Here is a 15177-nt window from a genome sequence, read left to right on the forward strand (position 1 = left end):
ATCCTACTGATCCTACAGGATTATACGGCTCCACTCCACGAGCGGCCCGTCTCGTTTGTTAGCACTATGAGCAACCCGATTCAGATGCACCCCGAGCATAGATTAAAGCCGAGAATTTTAATAAACCATATACAAATTGGGGGTCGATTTAAGGAATTTCTTTAAAATCAGACTTTTTCCATCGCTTGACCGTCTTCAACTTCCGGCCTATGCCTATAGGCGCAAAAATTCGTTGGGGTGCCTTCGAAGCAATATCAGGAAAAGTGCCAAGCGGTTTTCCGTCCGGTATTGCGACACAAAAGGCTGAGAGGTGCGTTCTCGCGCCAACCCATTGAACCTGATCCGGGTAATACCTGCGTAGGGAACGGAGTTTGGCGCGTCGCGGACGGGGCAACACCCCAAATGGAGTCTCGGCTCCGACCAGGTTCATGACGTCTCATCTTCCGTTCGGAATGAGAGACGATATGATGGACCAACAGAACAGTTTCTCCCGAACCAAATCAACGAGCGACCCGTCGCGATCCGTGCCGATATGCGTCACGATCGCCGGTTCCGACAGTAGCGGCGGCGCTGGCATTCAGGCCGACCTCAAGACATTTTCTGCACTCGGTGTCTATGGCGCAAGCGTCATCGCCGCGGTGACCGTGCAGAACACCCGCACGGTCAGCGCCGTGCACGACATCCCGCCCGCCATCGTTGCAGGACAGATCGACGCCGTTTTCAGCGATCTCGACGTGGCGGCGGTGAAGATCGGCATGGTCTCCGTGCCCGAAACCATCGAGGCCATCGCGCGCGGCCTTGCCCATTTTTCCGGCCCCATCGTTCTCGATCCGGTCATGGTGGCAAAGTCGGGCGCCGCGCTCCTGAGTGAAAACGCCATTGCATTGCTGCGCGAGAGGCTGGTGCCGCTCGCCACCTTGCTGACACCCAACCGGCCCGAAGCAGCCTGCCTGCTCGACGCCGGAGTGGCGCGCGACGACGCCGAAGCTGAGGCGCAGGGGCGCGCGCTGCTGGAACTTGGCGCAAAGGCCGTCTTGATGAAGGGCGGACATGCGGAAGGCGAAACCTGCGTCGATCTGCTGGTTCGCCGGGACCAGCCGACGCTCCGTGTCGAAGCACTGCGTATCCTGACCGCCAACACCCATGGCACAGGCTGCACGCTCTCTTCGGCCATTGCCGCGGAACTGGCCCGGAACCTGCCGCTGGAAAAGGCGGTGCTGAGCGCGCATGCCTATCTGCAAGCGGCAATCCGCGCCGCCGACAGCCTGAAGATCGGACATGGCCACGGGCCGGTGCATCATTTCCACGGCCTCTGGAAAACCCGGACCGAGGAGATTGCCTGATGCGCGTCACCATTATCGGAGCGGGTGTGGCCGGTCTTGCCACCGCCGCCGAGTTCACCGATCAGGGCCATGCTGTGACAGTCATTGCCCGCAGCCCGCAGATCGGCGCCGATTGCTGTTCGTGGCTTGCGGGCGGCATGCTGGCGCCATGGTGCGAGGGCGAAAGCGCCGAAGAACCCGTCGTGCGGCTTGGGCAGGAAGCACTCGGCTGGTGGGAAAAGCACGTCTCCGGAGTCAAGCGTGAAGGCACGCTCGTCCTGTCGCACACGCGCGATGCCAGCGAGTTGCGTCGCTTCGTCCGCCGGACGGAAGCCTTCGACACAATCGATCAAGCACGCATTGATGCGCTGGAACCCGATCTGGCCGGACGTTTCCGGCAGGGTCTGTTCTTCGCGCGTGAAGGGCATCTCGACCCGCGCAGAACATTGATCGAGCTGGCCGGAAACCTGCAACGAAAAGGTGTCGTCTTCCATCTCGGTACGGAAGCGGACGCAGGGACAATCGACGCGGATATCGTGGTCGATGCCCGGGGCCTTGCCGCACGGGATGCGCTGCCCGACCTGCGCGGCGTCAAGGGGGAAATGCTGGTTGTCCGATCCCGCGACATCAATCTTTCGCGGCCCGTGCGGCTCCTGCATCCGCGCATTCCGCTTTACATCGTGCCGCGCGGCGACGGCGTGCACATGATCGGCGCGACCATGATCGAAAGCGGCGAGCGGTCCGGGATCAGCGTGCGCTCCACTCTGGAACTCCTGAGTGCCGCCTATGCCCTGCATCCGGCCTTCGGCGAGGCGGAAATTCTCGAAACCGGGGTCGATGCGCGCCCGGCCTTTCCGGACAACCTGCCTCGCGTCAGACGGCGCGGCAAAACCATCTATGTCAACGGGCTTTACCGCCACGGCTTCCTGCTCTCGCCGGCGATGGCGCGCATGGCGGTCGCCGCTGCGACCGCACCCGAAACCAGGCCCGAATTTGTGGAGGACTATGCATGACAATCGTGCTGAACGGTGAAGTCGTCACCACGACAGCCGCCAATCTGGCGGCGCTGCTCATCGAAATCGAACTGGATGAAGCGGTTGTCGCAACGGCGCTCAACGGCGAATTCGTGGCCAGCGACGAGCGCGAAGCCGCGATCCTGTCGGCTGGCGACCGCATCGAAGTTCTGGCCCCGATGCAGGGAGGCTGAGATGCTGGAATTTTATGGCAAGAAGTTTGAAAGCCGCCTGCTGCTGGGCACGGCGCTATATCCGTCACCGGCCATATTGGCCGATGCGGTGCGCGCCTCGCAAAGCGGTATCGTCACCGTGTCGCTCAGGCGTGAAAGCGGCGAGGCCCGCGCCGGACAGGATTTCTGGGCGCTGATCCGGGAACTGGGCGTGCAGGTTCTGCCGAACACGGCGGGCTGTCACACGGCCCGCGAAGCTGTCACCACGGCAAAAATGGCGCGGGAAATCTTCGGCACCAACTGGATCAAGCTCGAAGTCATCGGCGACCATGACACATTGCAGCCCGACCCGTTCGGCCTTGTGGAAGCGGCGCGCGCGCTATGCGACGACGGTTTCGAGGTCTTTCCCTATATGAATGACGATCTGGTCGTCGCGGAAAAGCTTCTCGAAGCCGGTTGCAAAGTGCTGATGCCGTGGGGCGCGCCCATCGGCTCGGGCCGCGGCCTGAACAATCCTTATGCGCTCAAAACCATGCGGGCGCATTTCCCCGACATTCCGCTTGTCGTCGATGCAGGCATCGGCGTGCCTTCCCATGCAGCGGCAGCAATGGAGTTGGGCTATGACGCCGTGCTCATCAACACCGCCGTCGCCAAGGCTGGCGATCCGGTCGTCATGGCACGCGGTTTCGCGCTTGCCGTTGAAGCCGGTCGGCTCGCCTTCGAGGCGGACGCCATCGAAGCCCGCGACATGGCCGCACCATCCACCCCTCTTCTCGGAAAGGCATTTTTGTAATGGCCCTCGATCCGTTCTACCCGATCTTCGACAGCGCCAGATGGCTGGAGCGCATGGTGCCGCTTGGCGTCAGGCTGGTGCAGTTGCGCGTCAAGGACAAGAGCGAACCGGAACTGCGCGGTGAAATCCGCGCCGCCCGGGAGATATGCCTTGCCCATGACTGCCAGCTGATCGTCAACGACTATTGGAAACTGGCGCTGGAGGAAGGCTGCGACTTCATCCATCTCGGACAGGAAGACCTCGACGATGCCGATCTCGATGCCATTCGCGCCGGTGGCCTAAAGCTCGGCGTTTCAAGCCATGACGAGGCGGAGCTGGACCGCGCCTTGTCGTTGAAGCCTGACTATATCGCGCTTGGCCCCGTCTATCCGACCATCCTGAAAAAGATGAAATGGCACGAGCAGGGCCTGCCTCGCCTCGGCCAATGGAAGGCGCGCATCGGCGACATTCCGCTGGTGGGCATCGGCGGTATGAGCGTGGAGCGCGCGCCGGGCGTTTTCGAAGCAGGCGCCGACATCGTTTCCGTCGTCACCGACATCACACTCAATGCCGACCCTGAAAGCCGCCTGCGCCAATGGATCGAAACCACGCGCGCTTATGCAGGCCATGCTCTGGAGCAAACCCTATGAAAAAGACTGCCTTTGCCGCCCTGTTCGGCCTCGCCCTCACCACTGCCACTTCGGCTCACGCCGATGACAAGCTGAAGCTCATTCTCGACTGGTATGTGAACCCCGATCATGGCCCGATCATCGTTGCCGACAAGCTCGGCTACTTCAAGGATGCGGGGCTGGACGTGGAAATCGTCGCCCCTGCCGATGCCTCGACCCCGACCAAGATGGTCGCGGCGGGGCAGGCCGATCTCGCCGTCTCCTATCAGCAGCAGGTGCATCTTCAGGTCCATGAGGGGCTGCCGCTCGTCCGTGTCGGCACATTGATCGACTCGCCGCTCAACTGCCTGATGGCCCGCGACGACGGCTCGGTGAATTCCATTGCCGATCTCAAGGGCAAGAAGATCGGCTATTCGGTCGCGGGCGTGGAGGAAACGCTCCTCGGCACCATTCTCGGACAGCATGGCGTGAAGCTTTCCGACGTCGAGCTCATCAATGTGAATTTCTCGCTTGCGCCGTCGCTGATGTCGAAGCAAGTCGATGCGGTGATGGGTGCCTATCGCAATGTCGAACTGAACCAGATGGCCGTCGAAGGCGTGCCGGGCAAATGCTTCTTCGTCGAGGAAGAAGGCGTGCCGGTTTATGACGAGCTGGTCTATGTCGCAGCCACGACCGGGCTCGACGCGGCGGAAAAGGACAAGATTTCCCGCTTCCTGTCGGCCACCGAGAAGGCCGCGCAATATATCGTCAATCACCCGGACAAGGGTTTCGAGCTGTTCTCGTCCTACAGCACCGAACTCAAGGACGAATTGAACCAGCGCGCCTGGAAAGACACCGTCGCGCGCTTTTCACGCGCACCTGCCAGCCTCGATACCGGCCGCTGGCGTCGCTATGAGGCTTATCTCAAGGAGCACAATCTGGTGCCCTCCATCCTGCCGGTCGAAAAATTCGCCATCGACGTCAATGCCGAAGGGAGCAAGTCATGAGCCAGCCGCAGCCGCATTATTCATCCGAACTGTTCACGCGCCTTCGCGCAGCGACGCTTGATGACTGGAAGCCCTATATCGAGCATGAATTCGTGCGGGGCCTTGGCGATGGCACGTTACCCAAGGCGGCCTTCCTGCATTATCTGCGTCAGGATTATGTCTATCTGCATCACTATGCCCGCGCTTTCGCGCTCGGTGTGGTCAAGGCGAATACATTGCAGGAAACCCGGCTCTGCGCCCAGATCATGCATCGGCTGACGGTGACGGAGCTGCCGCTTCATGTCGGCATCTGCGGCCGCGAAGGCATCAGCGAGGACGCGCTTTACGCCACGAAGGAAGAGCCGGAAAACCTCGCCTACACGCGCTATGTGCTCGATTGCGGACAGGCGGGCGATTTCCTCGACCTGCTGACCGCGCTCGTGCCCTGCGCGCATGGCTATGGCGAGATCGGCCTCAATCTCGCTGTGACGGCCCGCCCCGGCACGCCCTATCAGGAGTGGATCGATACCTATGCGGGGCCTGATTATCAGGACATGTGCCACACGGTGGGCAAGCTGTTCGATCAGGCCGCGAGGGACCGCATCGGCGATGACTTCGAGAAAAGCCCGCGCTGGCCAAGGCTCTGCCAGATATTTGCCACCGCAAGCAGGCTCGAAGCGGAGTTCTGGTCGATGGGGTTGAAGGCCGGATAGTGACCGAAGCGCTCTCGAACCGAAGCCGAATGAAACGCGCTGCCGATGGTCTGCTATCGGCAGCGGTGGCGCTCGCCATCTGGCAGGCGGTGGTGAGCATCGGCCAGATGCCGCGCTTCATCCTGCCGGGTCCGCTTGATGTTGTGCAGGCGCTGATCGGCAATGCCGGGCTGATTGCCGAGAACGCCATCGCCACCATCGGCGAAGTGCTGGGCGGTCTTGCCCTTGGCAGTGCGGTCGGCATTGCGACCGCCATCTGCCTGATGATGTCACCGCTGGCGCAGCGCCTCGTCATGCCCGCCATGGTGTTCAGCCAGGCGATCCCGATCTTCGCGCTCGCCCCCATCCTGACCTTGTGGCTCGGCTATGGCCCTGCATCGAAGATTGCGGTCACGGTGCTGATGATCTTCTTTCCCGTCGTTTCGACCTTCTTCGATGGTATGCGGCGCACTGACAGCAGCCTGATCGACGCGGCGGAAATCCTGGGGGCCGGGCGCATGGCGATCCTGTTTCGCATCCGCATCCCCTCCGCCTTTCCTTCGCTGGCGTCGGGCCTGAGCCTCGCTGCGGTCTATGCCCCCATCGGCGCCGTAGTGGGCGAATGGGTGGGGGCATCCAAGGGGCTCGGCTATCTGATGCTGCTCGCCAATGGACGCGCCAAGGTGGACCTGATGTTCGCCTGCCTGTTCGTTCTGGCGGCTTTCACCATGCTGCTGCACGGCACGGTGTCGCATTTCGCCCGCAAGCTTGCGCCTGGCCGCGAAAAGCCGCATAAAAAAACCGGCGGGAAATCGCCGGTTTTCATGTTTGTTCAAACTGCCATCAGGCCAGCGTATAGGCCGTCTTCACCGTCGTGTAGAACTCGGCGGCGTAGCGGCCCTGCTCGCGCGGACCGTAGCTCGAACCCTTGCGCCCGCCGAACGGCACATGGAAATCGACGCCCGCGGTCGGCAGATTGACCATCACCATGCCCGCTTCCGAATTGCGCTTGAAATGCGTGGCGTGCTTCAGGCTCGTCGTGCAGATGCCCGACGACAGGCCGAAATTCGTATCGTTGGCGGTGGCAAGCGCTTCTTCATAATCCTTGACGCGGATGACGGAAGCGACCGGGCCGAAGATTTCCTCGCGGCTGATGCGCATCTGGTTGGTGGCTTCCGTGAACAGCGCGGGCTGGAGATAGAAGCCCGGCGTTTCGCGGTTGAGGCGTTCGCCGCCAAAGGCAAGCTTCGCGCCTTCCTTGCGGCCGATCTCGATATAGTCCATGTCCTGCTTGAGCTGGCTTTCATCGACCACCGGGCCGATATGGGTGCCCTGCTTCAGCGCATTGTCGACCACAACGGTCTTCAGCTTTTCAATGGCGGCGGCAACGAACTTGTCGTGGATGCCTTCCGTGACGATGATGCGCGAGGAAGCCGTGCAGCGCTGGCCGGTAGAGAAGAAGGCGGAATTGACGACCGATTCCACAGCCACATTGAGATCGGCGTCATCGAGAACCACGACCGGGTTCTTGCCGCCCATTTCGAGCTGGAAGCGACGATTGTGCTCGATGGATGCAGCCGCAACGCGCTTGCCCGTGCCGGTGGAACCGGTGAAGGTGACGGCATTGACGTCGGCGCTGTCCAGAATGGTCTGGCCGACCACGGAACCCTTGCCCATGACGAGATTGAGCACGCCCTTCGGAAGACCGGCGCGATGCAGGATATCGACAATCGCCCAGGAACAGCCCGGCACGAGGTCAGCCGGCTTGAAGACGATCGTGTTGCCATAGCAGAGCGCCGGCGCAATCTTCCATGCCGGAATGGCGATCGGGAAGTTCCACGGCGTGATGATGCCGACGACGCCGACAGGTTCGCGGGTGATTTCGACGCCGATGCCCGGGCGCGCAGAAGGCAGAACTTCGCCTGCCAGACGCAGGGCTTCGCCGGCGAAGAAATCGAAAATCTGGCTGGCGCGGATGGTTTCGCCGATGCCCTCGGCCAGCGTCTTGCCTTCCTCACGCGACAGAAGACGGCCAAGCTCGTCCTTGCGCGCCAGAATCTCGTCTGCGGTTTTACGCAGGATCGCATGGCGCTCCAGAATGCCGGAACGCGACCATGCCGGGAAAGCGGCTTTCGCGGCGGCAATGGCTGCCTTGGTGTCTTCAGCCGTTGCGCGCGCATAGGTTCCAACGACATCATTGGTGTCCGAAGGATTGATGTTGGCGATCCCGTCGCCGCCGACCCATTCGCCCGCGATCAGATTTTGATGTACCGTCATGAACTCTCCCTGTGCGCCGCACGGCTCTGATATATCTCAGAACGACCCTTCACCCATGAGCGGCGGAATTGCAAGACCGGAGCCGTCCTGTAACGCAAAAAGTGAAAATAAGCCCCGGGCCAAGGCCTTGAAAGGCCCGCCTTGCAAATTTGTCACAGTCAATGACCAGTTGGAAAAATTGTCATTTTTCGCCTTGGCAAATATTTTTGCTCATTTATTGTGCACCTATCCGCAACACTGGCAAGAGGTATGAGATGCGTGTCTATTACCCATTCCCGATGGTGCCCAGTGTTCGCGCGGGCGCTTCCAAGCTTTAAGTCCTTGGCCCGCGATGCAGGCTGAGGCCTGAACGCCCTCCCTAAAGGGGCACATTCCAAAACTTCCAAATTTGCCGCAGCCCTCACCGGCTGCTTGTTTTGTCTTTGTTTTCACGCATCGTCCGACGCTGAACCGCTTCGCACTTTTGCTGAAAATGCTTTTAAAGGAACCAGAATCCGCCCGAACGCGGCCTGGTATTGTAGATATGACTCGGTTTCGCATCAATTTCCGGGGACCTGCTTTCCGCAACGTCCTCGGCTACACTTTCGGCCACTGGCGAAGTCAGCCCGTGCGGCTGACGCTGATGATAATCGGCATGCTGCTCGCAACAGCCGCAGATGTTCTGACCCCGCTCTATTCCGGGCGGCTGGTCGACGCGCTTTCATTGGGCAATGACGGCGCATGGGATGCGGCCATTCATGCGCTGATCGTCCTGCTTGCGCTGGGTGCATTGGCGCTGATCACGCGCCAGCTGACCTTCTATGTCATCACCGACTTCACCTTGAAGATCATGAGCGACATGGCAGCCAGCTCGTTCCGCAGGCTGCAGCGGTTCTCGACCGACTGGCATGCCAATGCCTTTGCCGGATCGACCGTGCGCAAGGTCTCGCGGGCCATGTGGGCGCTCGACCTGCTCAACGATACGCTGATCGTGGCCCTGCTGCCATCGGTCCTGATGCTGCTCGGCTCGGTCGCACTTCTATCGTGGTACTGGCCGCTGATGGGCCTGCTGGTTGCCATCGGTTCGGTGCTGTTCATCGTCTGCACCATCGTGATCTCGCTCGGCTTCGTCGCCCCTGCGGCAACACTTGCCAATAGCTGGGACACGCGCATGGGCGGCGCTTTGGCCGATGCCATTTCGTGCAATGCGGTTGTGAAGGCGTTCGGTGCGGAAAGCCGCGAGGATATGCGTCTTGCCAAGGTCGTCACCAAGTGGCGCGGCCGCACACGCCGCACATGGCTGATCGGTACGCTGAACGGTTTCATCCAGGGTGCGAACCTTCTGGTGATGCGCGGCGTCGTCATTGCCTTTGCGCTCTATCTGTGGAGCCAGGGCAAGGCAACGGCGGGCGATATCACCTTCGTCCTGACCGCCTTCTTCATGTTGCAGGGCTATCTGCGCGATGTGGGCATGCATATCCGCAACCTGCAGCGCTCGGTCAACGACATGGAGGAACTGGTCGATATCGAGGCGCAGCCTTACGGTATTGCCGACAAGCCGGGTGCTCCGGCCATCAAAATTGGAAATGGCGAGATCACTTTCGATCACGTCACCTTCCATTATGGCAGTCACGAATCCGCCCTCTATCGCGACTTCTCGGTCAAGATCGAGGCTGGCGAGCGCGTCGGTCTGGTCGGTCATTCGGGTTCGGGCAAGACGACCTTCGTCAAGCTGATCCAGCGGCTTTACGATGTCAGCGGCGGCGCTATCCGCATTGACGGGCAGAACATTGCCGATGTCACACAGGCATCGCTCCGATCGCAGATCGCCATCGTGCAGCAGGAGCCGATCCTGTTTCACCGGACGCTGGCCGAGAACATCGCCTATGCCCGCCCCGGTGCGACGCAGGCCGAGATCGAGGAAGCTGCGAAGCTTGCGAGCGCGCACGACTTCATCAGCCGCCTGCCGAAAGGCTATGCAACGCTTGTCGGTGAACGCGGTGTGAAGCTTTCGGGTGGTGAGCGCCAGCGTGTCGCCATTGCCCGTGCGTTTCTGGCAAATGCACCGATCCTCATTCTGGACGAGGCGACGTCGAGCCTCGATTCGGAATCGGAGGTGCTGATCCAGCAGGCGATGGAACGGCTGATGGTGGGCCGCACGACGCTTGTCATCGCACACCGGCTTTCGACGGTTCGGGCGCTTGACCGGCTGCTGGTCTTCGACAAGGGCAAGATCCTCGAAGAAGGCGACCATGATGCGCTTATCCGCAAGCCGGAAGGCATCTACCGCCGCCTGTTCGAGCGTCAGGCGCTGGAACTGACCAAGGGGCTGGAAGACGTCTTTTCGTAATCCAGTCTCCCATGTCGCCACCGACAGGGCCGGATGATTCCGGCCCTGTCTTCATTTCATATTCCCTATCTGTTTGTTTTTTCGCATGTCTTCGACCCGAAACCGCTTTCCGCTTTCGGGAGACATGCTCCATTCATCATCCGTTCAGATCACGGTGCGTATCACTCGCGGCCCAAGCGTGGCCCAAACGTGAGTTGACATTTCCATGACAGAAATGTGACAGGATTTTTGTGAAGTCTCGGAGTTGGTGAGTAAAAACATGCCGGGTGTGATGGAAAATACCGCAGCGCGTCGCTGGAGCGATGCCGCGATTTTCGGGCCTGCCCGTATTGCCTGGCCGCTGCGTCTGGCCGCCATTGCGCTTGCTTCCATGGTGCTTTCGACCCTGCTGGTTTTCGCCATCGAATGGATCGTGCGCGGCTCGTTCACCGATACGATGCAGTTCTTCCGCACACCGCACAAGCCCGCATGGACGACCGTGGCGCTTTTCGTCGTCGTGCTCACCGCAAGCGACGCCATTTTCGGGCGCATCCATTATGGCTTCATCGTCGTCGGGCCGCTGGCGCTGATTGCCGCCACGACCGCCCGTGAAAAAAGCCTTTATCTCGGCGATCCGCTCTACCCGAGCGATTTTCTCTATGCCCGTCAGATCGTGGATCTTCTGCCGCTGCTGGTGCGCGACCGGCCATGGAGCGCGGTGGGCATAGCCCTGCTGCTCATCGCCTCGGCAGCCTTGATGATCACCGTGACGCTGTTCTGGTGGCGGCGTTTCGACCCGATCCCGTGGAAGGGGCGGATGCTGCGTCTTGCCTTCGCGCTGCCGCTGCTCGCCTGGTTCGCGGTCATTTCTGATTATGCGAGTTTTTCGCTGGCCCGGGACCGTCTGCGCATTCTGCCCATCATGTGGGACCAGAAGGAAAATTACGCGCATAACGGCTTCACCATGGCTTTCATCCTGAATGTGCCGATGGCAACCGTCTTCGCGCCGGAAGGTTATTCCCCGGAGGCGATTGCCGCCATCGAACCGCCCGCGCAGCTCATCCCTGCCGCATTCGACAGCCGCAAGCCGGACGTCATCATGGTGATGAGCGAATCCTTCTGGGATCCGACGCGCCTTCCCGGCGTGGCCTTCAGCGCCGATCCGATCCCGACAGTGCGTGCGGAACAGTCCGGCCATGTCTTCTCGCCGGAATTCGGCGGCATGACGGCCAATGTCGAGTTTGAAGCATTGACCGGGTTTTCCAAGGCGTTCCTGCCTTCGGGCAGCATTCCGTACCAGCAATATATCCGTCGCCCGCTTCCCTCGCTTGCAAGCTTTTTCAAGGATCAGGGTTACGCCACGCGGGCCATCCATCCCTATCGCCAATGGTTCTGGAACCGTGGTCCCGTCTATGAAAGCATGGGCTTCGACCGGTTCATGTCAGAGGAAAACATGCCGCCGCTGGAAAAGCGCGGTGCGCTGGCGTCCGACGCTGCCTTGACCGATGAAATCATCCGCGAAGCCGATTCCATGGATGCGCCGTTCTTCTTCTTCGCCGTTTCTCTTCAGGGACATGGCCCATATGAGGCCAACCGCTATCCAGATTCCAAACTCGAGGTGCAGACCGACGCCAGCGAGCATACCCGCCAGTCGATCCGTTCCTATTCGCAAGGAGCGATGGATGCCGATGCAAGCCTTGCAAGGCTGATGGAGTGGGCATCCAAGCGTGACCGCGAAACCATTCTCGTCTTCTTCGGCGACCATCTGCCGCCACTCGGCCCCGTCTATGTCGAGACCGGCTTCATGGCAAACCGGGTTGCAAGCCGCACCGCATCTGCCGAAGATATGATGCTGCAGCACGAAACCCCGCTGGTTCTCTGGTCAAACAAGCGTGGGGCCGAACGGGGAACGGGCACGATCAGCCCCGCCTTCCTGCCGCTGCACATTCTGGACATGGCCGGGATGCAGCACCCCTATTACACCGGCTTCCTGCGCCAGTTGCACGAGCGCTACCGGGTCGTTGACAATCATGCAGTGTTTGACCGGTCGGAGAATGCCGAAGAGGGCTGGCAACAACGGCCGCCCTTCCCGCCGCTGCTGCGCGATTATCAGATGCTGCAATATGACATGATCTTCGGCAGCAATTTCGCCCGCGAGCGCTTCTTCCCCCCGCATCCCGAACAGAGTTAGACAGGTCTATACCGGCGCCTTGCCGGACGACTGGCGAATGACGAGTTTATAATCAATCTGCCGCGAAGCCGACAAATGGCCGGTTTCGATCTGTTTCAAGAGCATGTCCGCCGCGTCGCGCGTCATCTCGAAAATCGGCTGGCGGACAGTGGTGATCTGCGGCGAGACCATGCTGGCGATAGCGCTGTCATCGAAGCCCACCACCGTCAGCTGGTCGGGTATCGCAAGATTATGGTCATAGGCGACCTGCATGACGGCAGCCGCCATATCGTCGTTTGACGCAAACACCGCCGTCGGCGGCTCATCGAGCGAAAGCAATTTCTTTCCGGCAGCAAGGCCGCTTGTGAAACTGAAACCACCCTGCACCTCGTAATCCGGGTTACGCCCGATCCCCGCCTGCTCCAGCGCGCGCCGATAGCCCGCCAGGCGCAGTTCCGCCGAACGATGGGTTGGATCGCCAATGACGATGGCGATCCGGCGGTGGCCGAGTTTCAGAAGATATTCCATGAGATCGAAGGCGGCAGCCCCGTCATCAATCGTGACGCTGTCGGTCGGATGGACATTCACATCGCCCGCCACCCGCGCAAACGGCATTGCCGATGCCGTCAGTTCGGCGAGGATTTCAGGATCGTCCGACATGGGCGGCGTCACGATGATGCCGTCGAGGCCGGAGGCGTGCGCCGTTTCGATCAGCGCGCCGCGAATATCATCCCGATTTTCGACGGGAAAGATCAGCAGGCGGTATCGCGTGTCGCGCAGCCGTTCCAGCGCGCCCATCTGCAATTCGGTGACGTAGCTGGCGCTCGGATTTTCGAAGAAAAGACCGATCAGGTGAGACCGGCGTTCGACAAGGTTGCGGGCGGCGGCATTGGGGCGGTATCGCAACTCGCTTCCGGCCTGCCGGACCTTTTCGCGGATGGCCTCGCGCACATTCGGTTCGTCATTATAGACGCGCGAAACTGTCTTGATCGACACACCGGCAAGGCGTGCCACATCATGAATGGTTGCTCGTTTTCCTGCTGCGGCCATATCGGATCGTCTCCCTCCCTCTCCGATCTATCCTTCTGTTTTCACGCATTATCCGACGCAAAACCGCTTCGCACTTTTGCTGGAAATGCTCTAACCGCTTCGCCGCAAAACGAAAAGAGAAATCAGGGAATTGAGCAGACCCGCGATCGCGTCAGAAAGCGAACCTCGCGGCCATTGTCGAGCGAAAACATGCCTCCGCGTCCGGGGACGACATCGATGATGAGTTCGGTATGTTTCCAGGCTTCATATTGCGGGCCGCTGATATAGACCGGAGCACCACCGATTTCTCCGAGCTTCACGTCCGTGTCGCCCACCATGAATTCGCCTTGCGGATAGCACATCGGCGATGACCCATCGCAACAACCACCCGACTGGTGGAACATGATCGGCCCATATTCGGCCTGCAATTCCCGGATGAGATCAAGTGCGGCCTGTGTGGCGCTCACCTGTCCGTGGTCCGTATCGGGGCTTTTCTCCGCCATATCCTCCTCCCGGGACGACGAGCGGGCACTTGTGCAATGCCCGCCCGGATGTGCATTCTACCGCACCCTTGATGCGGCACGGGGCATTATTGCGTGAGGTCCATGACCACGCGGCCTTCGATATTGCCCTGCCGCATATCGTCAAAGATGGAGTTGATATCCTCCAGCTTTTCGGTGCGGATGGTGGCTCGCACCTTGCCATCACCGGCAAAATCGAGCGACTCCTGCAGATCGAGCCGGGTGCCGACAATCGATCCGCGCACTGTAACGCCGTTCAGCACCATATTGAAGATGGAAAGCGGGAAGTCGCCGGGCGGCAGGCCGTTCAGCGAGACAGTGCCGCCGCGCGACACCATGCCCAGCGCCTGTTCGAAGGCGATCGGCGAAACCGCCGTAACCAGCACGCCCTGCGCGCCGCCGTCGGTTTCCTTCTTGATATAGGCCGCCGGATCGTTATGCGTCTTGGCGTTGACGGTTACAGTTGCGCCGAGCCTGCGCGCAAGATCGAGCTTTTTGTCGTCGATATCGACAGCAGCAACATTGAGCCCCATGGCCCTGGCATACTGCACCGCCATATGGCCCAGTCCGCCCACGCCGGAGATAACAACCCAGTCGCCAGGCTTCGTATCCGTAACCTTGAGACCCTTGTAGACCGTTACGCCCGCACACAGGACCGGCGCGATTTCGTTGAAATCGATGCTCTTCGGCAAATGGCCGACGAAATTGGGATCGGCAACCACATATTCGGCAAAGCCGCCATTGACCGAATAGCCCGTATTCTCCTGTGCCTCGCAGAGCGTTTCCCAGCCGCCCAGGCAATGGCGGCAATGCCCGCATGCGGTGTAGAGCCATGGAACGCCGACCCGGTCGCCTTCCTTCACGTGTTTGACACCGCTACCCACGGCAGAGACGTAACCGACGCCCTCATGGCCCGGAATGAACGGCGGATTGGGCTTGACCGGCCAATCGCCCTCGGCTGCGTGCAGATCGGTATGGCAAACGCCCGACGCCTGAATGGCGACCTGTATCTGGCCGGGGCCGGGTTCGGGCACCGGCACTTCTTCAATCGTCAGGGGCTTTCCGAATGCGCGCACCACGGCGGCTTTCATTGTCTTTGCCATGAAGTTTCTCCTTCGTTGTCGAACTGAGCTGGCTTCCTGGGGGACGGAAGAAATGTGAAAATTCGCAGTCATGGACAAAAGGTCGCCCGGGCGTTTCCGCCCAGGCCCCTTGGGAGGGTATTGGGAATCGTTAAAGTCGACGCAATACTGGCATGAAGAGCGATCCCGACCCTTGATTGAACGCAATGCGAAGACGTTTTCTC

At 60.5% G+C, this 15177-nt stretch carries 13 protein-coding genes, 1 pseudogene and 1 riboswitch; of the genes and pseudogenes, 10 read left to right on the forward strand and 4 right to left on the reverse strand.

Translation table 11 applies throughout. The features are described 5' to 3' along the window. Positions 1–223 precede the first annotated feature (223 nt). A riboswitch (TPP riboswitch) is annotated at positions 224–381 on the forward strand. 86 nt (positions 382–467) lie between these two features. The 8 genes and pseudogenes from thiD to ACS5UA_RS04985 all read left to right on the forward strand — a co-directional run bounded on the left by thiD (position 468) and on the right by ACS5UA_RS04985 (position 6362). Continuing rightward, positions 468–1343 (forward strand): bifunctional hydroxymethylpyrimidine kinase/phosphomethylpyrimidine kinase, encoded by an 876-nt coding sequence (gene thiD, locus ACS5UA_RS04950; RefSeq protein WP_025089728.1) that lies wholly within the window; start codon positions 468–470, stop codon positions 1341–1343. Further along, the gene (gene thiO, locus ACS5UA_RS04955; RefSeq protein ID WP_021586336.1) at positions 1343–2335 is read left to right on the forward strand and encodes a glycine oxidase ThiO; all 993 of its coding nucleotides are present in this window, start codon (positions 1343–1345) and stop codon (positions 2333–2335) included. The genes thiD and thiO overlap by 1 nt, the downstream gene beginning before the upstream one ends. After that, positions 2332–2529, forward strand: a complete 198-nt coding sequence (gene thiS, locus ACS5UA_RS04960) for a sulfur carrier protein ThiS (protein WP_021586337.1) — start codon at positions 2332–2334, stop codon at positions 2527–2529. Before thiO ends, thiS begins: the two co-directional genes overlap by 4 nt. Position 2530: 1 nt before the next feature. After that, the gene (locus ACS5UA_RS04965; RefSeq protein WP_021586338.1) at positions 2531–3301 is read left to right on the forward strand and encodes a thiazole synthase; all 771 of its coding nucleotides are present in this window, start codon (positions 2531–2533) and stop codon (positions 3299–3301) included. Continuing rightward, positions 3301–3930, forward strand: coding sequence for a thiamine phosphate synthase (locus tag ACS5UA_RS04970; protein WP_021586339.1), 630 nt, complete (start codon positions 3301–3303; stop codon positions 3928–3930). Before ACS5UA_RS04965 ends, ACS5UA_RS04970 begins: the two co-directional genes overlap by 1 nt. Beyond that, positions 3927–4895, forward strand: coding sequence for an ABC transporter substrate-binding protein (locus tag ACS5UA_RS04975; RefSeq protein ID WP_021586340.1), 969 nt, complete (start codon positions 3927–3929; stop codon positions 4893–4895). The genes ACS5UA_RS04970 and ACS5UA_RS04975 overlap by 4 nt, the downstream gene beginning before the upstream one ends. Continuing rightward, entirely contained in the window at positions 4892–5587 is a 696-nt protein-coding gene (gene tenA / locus ACS5UA_RS04980; protein ID WP_021586341.1) for a thiaminase II, read from the forward strand. The genes ACS5UA_RS04975 and tenA overlap by 4 nt, the downstream gene beginning before the upstream one ends. Before the next feature lie 29 nt (positions 5588–5616). Then, positions 5617–6362: pseudogene (locus tag ACS5UA_RS04985) on the forward strand (ABC transporter permease). Between the two features lie 47 nt (positions 6363–6409). On the opposite strand, the gene ACS5UA_RS04990 reads toward ACS5UA_RS04985, so the two are convergent. Then, positions 6410–7843 carry an aldehyde dehydrogenase family protein gene (locus tag ACS5UA_RS04990; protein WP_006465935.1) on the reverse strand — a complete coding sequence of 478 codons (1434 nt, stop codon included), beginning with the start codon at positions 7841–7843 and terminating at the stop codon, positions 6410–6412. A gap of 523 nt (positions 7844–8366) precedes the next feature. On the opposite strand from ACS5UA_RS04990, the gene ACS5UA_RS04995 reads away from it, so the two are divergent. Together ACS5UA_RS04995 and ACS5UA_RS05000 are read left to right on the forward strand one after the other, a co-directional pair. Next, complete coding sequence (locus tag ACS5UA_RS04995) at positions 8367–10172, forward strand: ABC transporter ATP-binding protein (protein ID WP_021586343.1); 1806 nt, start codon at positions 8367–8369, stop codon at positions 10170–10172. A gap of 259 nt (positions 10173–10431) precedes the next feature. Beyond that, on the forward strand, positions 10432–12342 hold the full coding sequence (locus tag ACS5UA_RS05000; protein WP_021586344.1) for an LTA synthase family protein: 1911 nt from the start codon (positions 10432–10434) through the stop codon (positions 12340–12342). A gap of 6 nt (positions 12343–12348) precedes the next feature. Here ACS5UA_RS05000 and ACS5UA_RS05005 read toward each other — a convergent pair whose 3' ends face one another. The 3 genes from ACS5UA_RS05005 to adhP form a co-directional block, all read right to left on the reverse strand. Further along, positions 12349–13371, reverse strand: coding sequence for a LacI family DNA-binding transcriptional regulator (locus ACS5UA_RS05005; protein ID WP_021586345.1), 1023 nt, complete (start codon positions 13369–13371; stop codon positions 12349–12351). A gap of 122 nt (positions 13372–13493) precedes the next feature. Beyond that, positions 13494–13853, reverse strand: coding sequence for a DUF779 domain-containing protein (locus tag ACS5UA_RS05010; protein WP_021586346.1), 360 nt, complete (start codon positions 13851–13853; stop codon positions 13494–13496). A gap of 86 nt (positions 13854–13939) precedes the next feature. Beyond that, complete coding sequence (adhP, locus tag ACS5UA_RS05015; protein WP_021586347.1) at positions 13940–14974, reverse strand: alcohol dehydrogenase AdhP; 1035 nt, start codon at positions 14972–14974, stop codon at positions 13940–13942. Positions 14975–15177 lie beyond the last annotated feature (203 nt).

The organism is Brucella sp. RRSP16 (assembly GCF_052246815.1).
GTDB lineage: Bacteria > Pseudomonadota > Alphaproteobacteria > Rhizobiales > Rhizobiaceae > Brucella > Brucella intermedia.